The organism is Pseudomonas sp. P4_B3 (assembly GCF_056402295.1).
Map to the genome: position 1 here is coordinate 58,529 of NZ_JBFUHR010000012.1, position 11,737 is coordinate 70,265.

Here is an 11,737-nt window from a genome sequence, read left to right on the forward strand (position 1 = left end):
GCCTCGCCTTTCGCAAGCCATTGGATCCGCGGGATCCGCAGTATCTGGCACGCCTCAGTCAAAACTGGGAATAATGTTGGCCTTGTCGATCATATCGATCGGCAACAGGAACTCATGGTCTTCTACCTGCACCACGACATCCTGCTCTTCTACGCCGCGCAGAAGGCCCTGAAAGTTGCGTCGTCCTTCAAAAGGCGAGCGCAGCTTGATCTTCACTTGTTCACCGGCAAATTTTGCAAACTGCTCAAGAGTGAACAGCGGGCGTTCCATGCCAGGCGAGGAAACTTCAAGGGTGTATTCAACGGAAATTGGATCTTCAACATCCAGCACACCGCTGATCTGACGGCTGACGATGGCGCAATCGTCCACCAGCACGCCGCCTTCTTTATCGATATAAACGCGCAACATCGAGTGACGACCCTGAGCCGAAAACTCGATACCCCAGCATTCATAGCCTAGGGCCACGACCACCGGGGCCAGCAAGGCCTGCAACTCTTCTAGCTTGCTCGACACCTGAACCCCCTAGTGCATGTATGTGCATGCTATGCAAAATAAAAAAATGGGCGAAACGCCCATCCTTGAAACGCCGTCGAACAGCGGCGTTGAAAGTGTCCAGCTAACAAAAAGCCCCTTAAAAGGGGCTCCTTAAACTGGTTGCGGGGGCCGGATTTGAACCGACGACCTTCGGGTTATGAGCCCGACGAGCTACCAGACTGCTCCACCCCGCGACAAAGCTGGGGCGGAAGTATACGACCGATCCCCTACAGGGTCAATGTAACCTTCCACCTGCAAGAAAGCCCGCAACAGCGGGCTCTCCTGACTAATTGGTACCGAGAAGGGGACTCGAACCCCTACACCCTATGGGCACAACCACCTCAAGGTTGCGTGTCTACCAATTCCACCACCTCGGCAATACTACGTTTGGAACCCTTCTTACTTCTGCTCTTGAGCTGGAGGCACGTCAGTCGCTGGGGTAGCCGACTTTTGCTCTTGAAGCACCGGGACATCATCAGAAGCCGGTTGTTGCTTTGGAACTTCCAGTACCGCTGGATTTGGGAGACCTACTTGAGTCAGCTGGTGAGCCTTCTCTTTAGCAAAGTAACCTAACCCCAAGCTGGTTATGAAAAAACCTGCGGCAAGTATAGCAGTAAACTTACTAAGAAAGGTAGAGGAACCTTGGCTTCCGAACACAGTATTTGAAGCACCTGCTCCGAAAGACGCGCCAGCATCCGCACCTTTACCCTGCTGCAGCAAAACCAGAGCTACTACGCCCAATGCACCCAGCAGATGAAAAACGACTACGACTGTTTCCAGCATTTTTTCAGTTTCCCGCGGCGCGACAAATCGCACCGAACTCATCTGCATTCAGGGAAGCCCCACCAATGAGACCCCCATCGATATCCGGCATGCCGAACAGTTCGACCGCATTGGCCGCCTTCACGCTGCCGCCGTATAGAAGCCGCACACCTTGTGCGACCTCAGAATTCTCTGCCGCCAACTGGGCGCGAATGGCTGCGTGCACATCCTGCGCCTGTTGTGGCGTTGCAGTCAGCCCGGTGCCAATGGCCCAGACCGGCTCGTAAGCGATCACTGCCTTGGCAAAGACACCGACACCCAGCTCCTCGATGATACTGCCCAGCTGACGCGAGACAACCTCAAGAGTCTTTCCGGCTTCACGCTGTTCAAGGGTTTCCCCTATGCACAACACCGGAATCAAGCCACATGCCTGTGCCGCTGCGAACTTGCGGATCAGCATTCCGTCCTGCTCACCCATGATCTGGCGGCGTTCGGAGTGCCCGACAAGCACCAGGGAACAACCTGCATCCACTAACTGACTCGGTGCAACTTCACCGGTCAACGCACCTTGTCCGGATTCCACCGCAGAATTCTGCGCGCCGACCGAAATCGACTTTCCTTCCAGGCCATCAATCACTTGATTGATATGCAGGCAAGGCGGGAATACCGCAACATCAATATCGCTCGGCAAGGCCAAGTCACGAAGGCCGTTGATCAGCTCAGCGACGCTGGCGCGGGTACCGTGCATCTTCCAGTTACCAGCTACCATAGGGCGACGCATGCTGTACCTCGTCGGTCAAAGTGGGCGCAGATGTTACCCAACACAATCATGGCTGGCAAGCCGAATTCAGGCAGAAACTTCAGTAACCAGTTTTGCCAGCTCTTCGGCATAGCCACGAACCTGCGTTTCGTCTTCGCCTTCGACCATCACACGCACCAGCGGTTCGGTTCCGGACTTGCGCAACAGCACGCGCCCCCGACCCGCCATGGCCTTGGTCACACGCTCGCTGGCTTCCTTGACCGACGGATGGTCGAGTGGGTTTGCGCCGCCACCGAATCGCACATTGATCAGCACCTGAGGGCATTTGCGCAGCGCCTGACGCGCTTCAGCCAAACCTTGCGCACGGGCTTTCAACGCCTTCAGCACCTGCAACGCGGCGATAATCGCATCACCAGTGGTGGTGTAATTGAAGCAAACGATATGACCCGAATTTTCGCCACCGACCAGCCAGTTACGCTCCAGCAGATCAGCAATCACATAACGATCACCAACATTGGCGCGGACAAATGGAATCCCCAGGTCGGCCAAGGCCAACTCCAGTCCCAAGTTGCTCATCAGTGTACCGACTACACCACCTTGCAGCTTGTCTCGCTCATGCAGGTCGCGAGCAATGATGAACAGCAACTCATCACCATCGACGATGGCCCCCGTGTGATCCACCATCAACACCCGGTCGCCATCACCATCGAAGGCGATACCCAGATCGGCGTGTTCAGCCAGCACAGCGGCCTGCAGTTGCCCCATATGGGTCGAGCCGCAGTTGTCATTGATATTCAAACCGTTGGGCTGCGCGGACAAGACCACGACTTCGGCACCCAACTCACGAAACACACTCGGCGCCACTTTATAGGTCGCACCATGGGCGCAGTCGATCACAATCTTGAGGCCGGTAAAGCTGGTACCGGTCGGCACACTGCTCTTGCAGAATTCGATATACCGACCCGACGCGTCATTGATTCGCGACACCTTGCCGATCTTGCTCGACTCAACCACAGTCATCGGGGTATCGAGCAGCTCTTCGATCATGTGCTCGACCTCATCCGGCAGCTTGGTGCCATTGCCGGAGAAGAACTTGATGCCATTGTCATCATGCGGATTGTGCGACGCACTGATCACGATGCCAGCTTCGGCATGAAAGGTACGCGTCAGGTAGGCAATCGCCGGGGTCGGCATAGGCCCAAGGAGCATCACATCAGCACCCGCGGAGGTAAGCCCCGCTTCAAGCGCAGACTCGAACATGTAGCCGGAGATCCGGGTGTCCTTACCTACCAATACCTTGCAGGCGCCCATCTTGCGGAACGCCATACCTGCAGCCCAGCCGAGCTTGAGCATGAAATCAGGAGTAATCGGGTATTCACCGACACGCCCACGAATACCATCGGTGCCAAAATATTTTTTGCTCATAAGTGCTCCATCATTCTTATTCGGCTGATTCCACTGCGGCGATCATCCGCACCACATCCATTGTTTCGGCTACATCATGGACGCGCAATATACGCGCACCTTTCGCCGAAGCCAGCGCCGCGAGCGCCAAACCACCATACAGCCGGTCTCCCACCGGACGATTCAACGCCTGACCAATCATGCTCTTTCGCGAAACCCCGACCAACAGGGGGCGCCCCAAGGCATGCAGGGCTTCCATATGTTTGAACAAACTCAGATTGTGCTGCAAGGTTTTGGCGAAGCCAAAGCCGGGGTCAAGAATGATCCGCTCAGCCGCAATTCCCACCAATGAACACTCATGCATGCGTTCGGCGAGAAACTCACCGACTTCCCTTGTAACGTCCTGATACTGCGGATTGTCCTGCATATCGCCTGGCTCTCCAAGCATATGCATCAGGCAAACCGGTAACCCGGTGGCCGCCGCAGCATCCAGGGCACCATCGCGACGCAACGAACGTACGTCATTGATCAGCCCGGCACCCAGGCGCGCAGTTTCACGCATGACCGCTGGCGTGGAGGTGTCGACCGAGATGATGACGTCCAGTTCGCGACTGATGCGCTCGACAATGGGCGCTACGCGCTCCAGCTCTTCCAGCGGCGACACCGCCCTGGCACCAGGACGGGTGGATTCGCCACCGACATCGATCAGCGTCGCGCCGGCCACAACCATGGCTTCGGCGTGGCGCATGGCCGCGTCGAGCTGGCTGTATTGACCACCATCGGAGAAAGAATCAGGAGTGACATTGAGAATGCCCATGACATGCGTCTGGGCCAAATCAAGAACCCGGTTGCCGCAAGGCAACCGGGTCGAGGACTGAACAGAAGTCATTTCAAACCTTATACGTCAGCAGCAGGACCGCCAATCGGTGTTTCCGGACGCTCATCCTGCACCACCGGAGGGGTGCCGGAAGTACCCGTGCCACCCGACCAATCGCGCGGCTCGCGAGGCGTACGACCCGCCATGATGTCGTCGATCTGCTCGGCATCGATTGTCTCGTACTTCATCAAGGCATCGGCCATCGCATCGAGCTTGTCACGGTTGTCCGTGAGAATCTGCTTCGCCGTGCCATAGCACTGATCGATGATGCTGCGCACTTCGGAGTCGATCAGCTTGGCTGTCTCACCGGAGAAACTTGCATTCTGACCACCGCCGCCGCGACCGAGGAATACCTCACCCTCTTCTTCGGCATACATCAACGGACCGAGTTTTTCCGAAAGACCCCACTTGGTCACCATATTCCGCGCAATCTGGCTGGCGCGCATGATGTCGTTGGAGGCACCGGTGGTCACGCCATCGAAGCCCAGGGTCATTTCTTCAGCGATACGACCACCGTACAGCGAGCAGATCTGGCTGATCAACGCACGCTTGGACAGGCTGTAACGATCTTCTTCCGGCAGGAACATGGTTACACCCAGCGCACGACCGCGCGGGATGATCGACACCTTGTACACCGGATCATGCTCAGGTACGACGCGACCAACAATGGCGTGGCCGGCTTCGTGATAAGCGGTGTTCTGCTTTTCTTTCTCGGACATGACCATGGATTTGCGCTCGGCGCCCATCATGATCTTGTCTTTGGCCAGTTCGAACTCTTTCATTTCGACGATGCGCTTGCCGGCACGGGCAGCGAACAACGATGCCTCGTTCACCAGATTGGCCAGGTCAGCACCGGAGAAGCCTGGAGTACCACGAGCGATCACGGCCGGAGCAACGTCGTCGCCCATTGGCACTTTGCGCATGTGAACCTTGAGAATCTGTTCGCGACCACGGATGTCCGGCAGCCCCACAACAACCTGACGGTCGAAACGGCCTGGACGCAGCAACGCAGGGTCCAGTACATCAGGACGGTTGGTTGCGGCGATCACGATGATGCCGTCATTCATTTCAAAGCCGTCCATCTCGACCAGCAACTGGTTGAGAGTCTGCTCGCGCTCGTCGTGACCACCACCCATGCCGGCACCACGATGGCGACCGACCGCATCGATTTCGTCGATGAAGATGATGCATGGAGCGTGCTTCTTGGCCTGTTCGAACATGTCGCGAACACGGCTGGCACCGACACCGACGAACATTTCGACGAAGTCGGAACCGGAAATGGTGAAGAACGGCACTTTGGCTTCGCCGGCAATCGCCTTGGCAATCAAGGTTTTACCGGTACCTGGAGGACCAACCATCAGCACGCCGCGAGGAATGCGGCCACCCAGGCGCTGGAACTTGCCCGGATCGCGCAGGAACTCGACCAACTCACCGACTTCTTCCTTGGCTTCGTCGCAACCGGCAACGTCAGCCAGGGTAGTTTTCACCTGATCCTCAGAGAGCAGGCGCGCCTTGCTTTTACCGAAGCTCATCGGCCCGCCCTTGCCACCGGCACCGCCCTGCATCTGCCGCATGAAGAACATGAACACAGCGATGATCACAAGGATCGGGAAGCTGGCGACCAGAAGTTGAGTCCAGATGCTTTGCTGTTCAGGCTGCTTGCCTTCGACCACGACGTGGTTATCCACCAGGTCACCGATCAGGCCGTTGTCCTGGATCGCCGGGCGAATGGTCTTGAAGCTGTCGCCATCGTTGCGCTTGCCGGTAATCACGTAGCCATCAACCGCCACGCGTTCGACCTTGCCATCCTTGACCTGCTGGATGAAGTCGGAATAGTTGAGGGTCTGCGGCTCGTTAGGGCTGGAGAAGTTGTTCATCACCGTCACCAGGACAGCCGCGATGATCAACCACAGGATCAGATTCTTTGCCATATCGTTCAATTAACTACCCTCTGAAGCAAGCTCCGCTACTGGCGCGCGCTTCGCATGATATTCACCGGCCTAACTTACTACATTACCTACAACTTGGCAGGCGCCGTCTGTAACCCTTTGTGAAACACTTCCTACACAATATTCGCTAATTCTGACAAGGCGTAATACAAAAATCCTATCACCCCGATCGAAAATTCACTCATTCCTCACTGCGTCCGCGGAAACCGCGGCCCAGCAGGTACTGCTCGCGAGAACGGTCGCGCGACGAGGTCGGTTTGCGCATCTGCACCTTCTCGAACTGCTGGCGAACGCTCTTGTGGAATTCGTCGAAGCCTTCGCCCTGGAAGATCTTGATCAAAAAATCACCACCGGGCTTGAGCACCCGCGTCGAAAGATCCAGTGCCAACTCGCACAGGAACATCGCTCGCGGCATGTCCACGGCCGGTAATCCACTCATATTGGGGGCCATGTCGGAAATCACAAGGTCTACTTCCTTATTTCCGACGGCATCGAGGATCTGAGCCAGCACGGCATCCTCGGTAAAGTCGCCCTGAATGAAGGTCACGTCCGGGATACTGTCCATTTCCAGAATGTCAGAAGCGATCAGTGTCCCCTGCCCACCAATCAGACGACTGGTCACCTGGGACCACCCACCGGGGGCCGCACCAAGGTCGATTACGCTCATGCCCGGGCGGATCAGACGGTCCTTTTCCTGGATCTCCAGCAGTTTGTAGCTGGCGCGGGAACGGTACCCGTCTTTTTGTGCCATTTTGACGAATGGGTCGTTGAAATGTTCTTTCAGCCAGTTAAGGCTTGTCTTGGAACGGGCCACGGGATACCTCGGAAATAAAACGGGTCGTGATTAACTGGGCGGTCCCGGACTCGCTCGGGTAAACTGGCCGCCGCTTTTTACAAGATCAGACGCAGGGGTCAGATTATGCCGCTCACTCAAGAGCAGAAGAAACAGTACAAATCCATTGGCCACCATCTGAAACCGGTTTTGATTGTGGCAGACAATGGTTTGACTGAAGGTGTGTTAGCCGAACTCGAACGCGCATTGGCGGATCACGAGCTGATCAAGATCAAGCTCAACATCCTCGATCGCGAATCGCGCCTGGCGTCCATTGCAGAGCTCTGCAAGGTCGGCAAAGCGGATCTGGTTCAGGTCATCGGCAAGATGGCACTGATCTACCGCAAGAACTTCAGCGTCAACAAGCAGCTGTCGAACGTCCATCGCTTCAAGTGATGACAAGGGTCAAGGGTGTGCTTCGCGCACCCTGCCACTCCCTCCCGGTACCGGTTCCAACACCAGCACCAGCCCGGAAAAACCCAGAACAAGATAGCTGAACGCCTGCCAACGCACGGCATCCGGCCAGCCGAAACGCACCGCGAAGTACATCGCGCACGCATACAGCGCCATCAACAGCAGTTGCCCGCGAATATCCCGCCATAGACTGACAAGGCCCTCGGTCTTTATCAGCACCAAAGCCTGAAAAATCAAACACGCCGTGGCGAATCCCACTACCAACGTATTGAGCGTGCCTGCGATTTCGTCGATCAGCAGCGGCGCCAGGCCAATTCGCCCCAGCACCGGCAACAGACCAATTTGCAACAGCCACAAGCCGCCGACCCACAACACCTGGGTCAGCTGCCAAAGCATGGCGCCCGCACGAAACGGGCGCCGATCTTCAGATGTGGCGAACTTCGACAATCTCGTACTCGATAACGCCGCCAGGCGTTTTGACTGCAACCACATCACCCTCTTCCTTGGCAATCAAGGCGCGAGCCAGTGGCGAGCCGACCGAAATCTTGCCGAGTTTGAAGTCAGCCTCATCCTCACCCACGATGTGGTAAGTGACGCGCTCATCCGTCTCGACGTTGGCGATTTCAACGGTGGTGCCGAAAATCACTTTGCCGGTGTGCGGAATGCTCGTGACATCAATGATGACCTGATTCTGAATCCGGCCTTCGATATCACGGATCCGCGCCTCGACCATACCCTGCTGCTCGCGGGCAGCGTGGTATTCGGCGTTTTCCTTCAAGTCACCCAACTCGCGGGCCGTACCGATGTCCTGGCTGAGCTTCGGACGAACGACCTTGGTCAGGTGAGTGTGCTCTTCTTCCAGGGCGCGAGCGCCCTGAACGGTCATTGGGTACTTCGTTATGCTCATGCCTTCAATCCTGCGTGTAGATCCTGCAAGCGGCGCACGGTCTTTTCGGGACCGAACTTCAGCGCTTCACAGATGGCTTCGCCAGCAGCAATGGTGGTGGTGCAGTAAATCTTGTGCTGCAGGGCATTACGACGAATGGAGTACGAATCAGCGATCGACTGACGCCCTTCGGTGGTGTTGATGATCAGCGTGACTTCGTCATTCTTGATCATGTCGACCACGTGCGGACGACCTTCGGTCACCTTGTTCACGCGGCGCACTTTCAGGCCTGCCGCTTCGATCAGCTTGGCAGTACCGGCGGTGGCGACCACTTCGAAGCCCAAGTTGATCAGATCACGGGCCACGCCCGCAACCAGTGGCTTGTCGTCGTCACGTACGCTGATGAACGCAGTACCACCGGTCGGCAGCACTTCGCTGGCACCCATCTGGGCCTTGGCGAACGCTTCACCGAAGGTGTCGCCCACGCCCATCACTTCACCGGTGGACTTCATCTCTGGGCCGAGGATCGGGTCAACGCCAGGGAATTTGGCGAACGGGAACACCGCCTCTTTCACGCTGTAGAAGTTCGGGATGATTTCCTTGGTGAAGCCGATTTCCTTCAAGGTCTTACCGGCCATGACGCGAGCCGCGATCATTGCCAGGGAAACACCGATGCACTTGGACACGAACGGCACAGTACGGGAAGCGCGCGGGTTGACTTCGATGACGTAGATGTCGTCGCCTTGCAGCGCCAACTGAACGTTCATCAGGCCGATCACGCCGAGCTCCAGGGCCATTTTCTTGACCTGTTCGCGCATCTCGTCCTGGATGTGCGCCGGCAGCGAGTACGGCGGCAGCGAGCATGCGGAGTCACCGGAGTGAACGCCAGCCTGCTCGATGTGCTGCATGATCGCGCCGATCACCACATCTTTACCGTCGCAGACCGCATCCACGTCCATTTCGATGGCGCAGTTGAGGAAGTGGTCCAGCAGCACCGGGCTGTCGTTGGACACTTGAACCGCTTCACGCAGGTAGCGCTTGAGTTCTTCTTCTTCGTAGACGATTTCCATCGCACGACCGCCCAGTACGTAGGACGGGCGCACCACCAGCGGGTAACCGATCTTGGCGGCGGCACGAATCGCTTCGTCTTCGCTGCGCACGGTGGCGTTTGGCGGCTGACGCAGGTTCAGGCGCTGGACCATCTGCTGGAAGCGCTCACGGTCTTCGGCGCGGTCGATTGCATCAGGGCTGGTGCCGATGATCGGCACGCCGGCGGCTTCCAGGGCACGCGCCAGTTTCAGCGGAGTCTGGCCGCCGTACTGGACGATCACGCCTTTCGGCTTCTCGACGCGGACGATTTCCAGCACGTCTTCCAGGGTCACTGGTTCGAAGTACAGGCGATCGGAAGTGTCGTAGTCAGTGGAAACGGTTTCCGGGTTGCAGTTGACCATGATGGTCTCGTAGCCGTCATCGCGCAGGGCCAGTGCCGCGTGTACGCAGCAGTAGTCGAACTCGATGCCTTGGCCGATGCGGTTAGGACCGCCACCCAGGATCATGATCTTGTCACGACCCGATGGCGCCGCTTCGCACTCTTCCTCGTACGTCGAGTACAGGTAAGCAGTATCGGTGGCGAACTCGGCAGCGCAGGTGTCGACGCGCTTGTAGACCGGGAAGATTTCCAGTTTGTGACGGTGAGCACGCAGGCTCTTCTCGGTCACACCCAGCAATTTGGCCAGGCGCATATCGGAGAAGCCTTTGCGCTTGAGGCGGAACATCAGATCGCGGTCGATGCTGGTCAGACCCAGGGTCTTGACCTTCTCTTCTTCCTTGATCAGGTCTTCCATCTGCACCAGGAACCAAGGGTCGATCATGGTCATGCCGAAGATGTCTTCGACGGTCATGCCGGCGCGCATTGCGTCCGCCACGTACCAGATACGCTCGGCACCCGGCACGGTCAGCTCGCGCTTGAGTACGCTCATGCTTTCCGGGTTGGCCAGATCAACCTTCTCGTCCAGACCGCAAACGCCCACTTCCAGACCGCGCAGGGCTTTCTGCAGGGATTCCTGGAAGGTACGGCCGATGGCCATGACTTCACCCACCGACTTCATCTGAGTGGTCAGGCGCGCGTCAGCCTTGGGGAACTTCTCGAAAGCGAAACGTGGCAGCTTGGTGACAACGTAGTCGATGGACGGCTCGAAGGACGCCGGTGTCTTGCCGCCGGTGATGTCGTTCGACAGTTCGTCGAGGGTGTAGCCTACAGCCAGCTTGGCCGCGACCTTGGCGATCGGGAAGCCGGTGGCTTTCGAAGCCAGTGCCGAGGAACGGGATACACGCGGATTCATCTCGATCACGACCATGCGGCCGGTGTTCGGGCAGATACCGAACTGAACGTTGGAACCGCCGGTTTCCACGCCGATCTCGCGCAGTACCGCCAGGGAGGCGTTACGCAGGATCTGGTATTCCTTGTCGGTCAGGGTCTGTGCCGGAGCCACGGTGATCGAGTCACCGGTGTGCACGCCCATCGGGTCGAAGTTTTCGATGGAGCAGACGATGATGCAGTTGTCCTTCTTATCGCGGACAACCTCCATCTCATACTCTTTCCAGCCGATCAGCGATTCGTCGATCAGCAGTTCCTTGGTTGGCGACAGGTCCAGACCACGGGCGCAGATTTCTTCGAACTCTTCACGGTTGTAAGCGATACCGCCACCGGTGCCGCCCATGGTGAAGGACGGACGGATGATGCACGGGAAGCCGAGCTTCTCGAGGACCGCATTGGCCTCTTCCATGCTGTGGGCGATACCGGAACGCGGGCACGCCAGGCCGATGGATTTCATCGCCTTGTCGAAACGCGAACGGTCTTCAGCCTTGTCGATGGTGTCGGCGTTGGCACCGATCATCTCTACGCCGAACTTCTCCAGAACGCCTTCGCGCTCCAGGTCCAGGGCGCAGTTCAGGGCGGTCTGGCCACCCATGGTCGGCAGCAGCGCGTCCGGACGCTCTTTCTCGATGATCTTGGCAACGGTCTGCCACTTGATCGGCTCGATGTAGGTGGCGTCGGCCATGGCCGGGTCGGTCATGATGGTGGCCGGGTTGGAGTTCACCAGGATGACGCGGTAACCCTCCTCGCGCAGGGCTTTACAGGCCTGGGCGCCGGAGTAGTCGAATTCACAGGCCTGGCCGATCACGATCGGGCCAGCGCCAAGAATCAGGATGCTTTTAATGTCTGTACGTTTTGGCATGGGTTTGTCACTCAAATCCGCAGGTCAGTCGGCAAGCCGTCTTGTTCAATCTCTGAAGCCTTGAGGGGGCCGCCGGTGTC

At 57.6% G+C, this 11,737-nt stretch carries 11 protein-coding genes and 2 tRNA genes; 1 reads left to right on the forward strand and 12 read right to left on the reverse strand.

Going from position 1 to position 11,737, the window contains the following annotated elements:
• Positions 1-54: 54 nt before the first annotated feature.
• The 9 genes from rimP to rlmE form a co-directional block, all read right to left on the reverse strand.
• Positions 55-513, reverse strand: a complete 459-nt coding sequence (gene rimP / locus AC1DWG_RS15940; protein WP_007973115.1) for a ribosome maturation factor RimP — start codon at positions 511-513, stop codon at positions 55-57.
• Between the two features lie 138 nt (positions 514-651).
• Positions 652-728, reverse strand: a tRNA-Met gene (locus AC1DWG_RS15945).
• A 97-nt stretch (positions 729-825) separates the two neighbouring features.
• A tRNA-Leu gene (locus AC1DWG_RS15950) sits at positions 826-911 on the reverse strand.
• Positions 912-933: 22 nt separating this feature from the next.
• Positions 934-1,317, reverse strand: a complete 384-nt coding sequence (gene secG / locus AC1DWG_RS15955) for a preprotein translocase subunit SecG (RefSeq protein ID WP_017336473.1) — start codon at positions 1,315-1,317, stop codon at positions 934-936.
• 4 nt (positions 1,318-1,321) lie between these two features.
• Positions 1,322-2,077, reverse strand: a complete 756-nt coding sequence (gene tpiA / locus AC1DWG_RS15960) for a triose-phosphate isomerase (RefSeq protein ID WP_477763182.1) — start codon at positions 2,075-2,077, stop codon at positions 1,322-1,324.
• 66 nt (positions 2,078-2,143) lie between these two features.
• On the reverse strand, positions 2,144-3,481 hold the full coding sequence (glmM, locus tag AC1DWG_RS15965; protein ID WP_477752813.1) for a phosphoglucosamine mutase: 1,338 nt from the start codon (positions 3,479-3,481) through the stop codon (positions 2,144-2,146).
• 16 nt (positions 3,482-3,497) lie between these two features.
• On the reverse strand, positions 3,498-4,349 hold the full coding sequence (gene folP / locus AC1DWG_RS15970; protein ID WP_477763181.1) for a dihydropteroate synthase: 852 nt from the start codon (positions 4,347-4,349) through the stop codon (positions 3,498-3,500).
• 8 nt (positions 4,350-4,357) lie between these two features.
• Positions 4,358-6,268 carry an ATP-dependent zinc metalloprotease FtsH gene (gene ftsH / locus AC1DWG_RS15975; RefSeq protein WP_057398827.1) on the reverse strand — a complete coding sequence of 637 codons (1,911 nt, stop codon included), beginning with the start codon at positions 6,266-6,268 and terminating at the stop codon, positions 4,358-4,360.
• A 199-nt stretch (positions 6,269-6,467) separates the two neighbouring features.
• Entirely contained in the window at positions 6,468-7,100 is a 633-nt protein-coding gene (gene rlmE, locus AC1DWG_RS15980; protein WP_429368067.1) for a 23S rRNA (uridine(2552)-2'-O)-methyltransferase RlmE, read from the reverse strand.
• 105 nt (positions 7,101-7,205) lie between these two features.
• Here rlmE and AC1DWG_RS15985 point away from each other — a divergent pair, with 105 nt between their 5' ends.
• Entirely contained in the window at positions 7,206-7,514 is a 309-nt protein-coding gene (locus AC1DWG_RS15985) for a YhbY family RNA-binding protein (RefSeq protein ID WP_007942889.1), read from the forward strand.
• Positions 7,515-7,523: 9 nt separating this feature from the next.
• Here the strand turns inward: AC1DWG_RS15985 and AC1DWG_RS15990 are convergent, their stop codons facing one another.
• From AC1DWG_RS15990 to carB, 3 genes are read right to left on the reverse strand one after another with little or no spacing between them, the layout of a single operon-like run.
• Positions 7,524-7,928: an MFS transporter gene (locus tag AC1DWG_RS15990; RefSeq protein WP_477788027.1), complete on the reverse strand. Its 405-nt coding sequence runs from the start codon at positions 7,926-7,928 to the stop codon at positions 7,524-7,526.
• Between the two features lie 28 nt (positions 7,929-7,956).
• Positions 7,957-8,433 (reverse strand): transcription elongation factor GreA, encoded by a 477-nt coding sequence (greA, locus tag AC1DWG_RS15995; RefSeq protein ID WP_108218328.1) that lies wholly within the window; start codon positions 8,431-8,433, stop codon positions 7,957-7,959.
• Positions 8,434-8,435: 2 nt separating this feature from the next.
• The gene (carB, locus tag AC1DWG_RS16000) at positions 8,436-11,657 is read right to left on the reverse strand and encodes a carbamoyl-phosphate synthase large subunit (RefSeq protein ID WP_477752815.1); all 3,222 of its coding nucleotides are present in this window, start codon (positions 11,655-11,657) and stop codon (positions 8,436-8,438) included.
• Positions 11,658-11,737 lie beyond the last annotated feature (80 nt).

What these genes read in the sequence shown, in the direction of transcription:
- secG (WP_017336473.1), bottom strand. Translation starts at nt 1,317, where the DNA reads ATGCTGGAAACAGTCGTAGTCGTTTTTCATCTGCTGGGTGCATTGGGC.
- tpiA (WP_477763182.1), bottom strand. Translation starts at nt 2,077, where the DNA reads ATGCGTCGCCCTATGGTAGCTGGTAACTGGAAGATGCACGGTACCCGC.
- glmM (WP_477752813.1), bottom strand. Translation starts at nt 3,481, where the DNA reads ATGAGCAAAAAATATTTTGGCACCGATGGTATTCGTGGGCGTGTCGGT.
- folP (WP_477763181.1), bottom strand. Translation starts at nt 4,349, where the DNA reads ATGACTTCTGTTCAGTCCTCGACCCGGTTGCCTTGCGGCAACCGGGTT.
- ftsH (WP_057398827.1), bottom strand. Translation starts at nt 6,268, where the DNA reads ATGGCAAAGAATCTGATCCTGTGGTTGATCATCGCGGCTGTCCTGGTG.
- AC1DWG_RS15985 (WP_007942889.1), top strand. Translation starts at nt 7,206, where the DNA reads ATGCCGCTCACTCAAGAGCAGAAGAAACAGTACAAATCCATTGGCCAC.
- AC1DWG_RS15990 (WP_477788027.1), bottom strand. Translation starts at nt 7,928, where the DNA reads ATGCTTTGGCAGCTGACCCAGGTGTTGTGGGTCGGCGGCTTGTGGCTG.
- carB (WP_477752815.1), bottom strand. Translation starts at nt 11,657, where the DNA reads ATGCCAAAACGTACAGACATTAAAAGCATCCTGATTCTTGGCGCTGGC.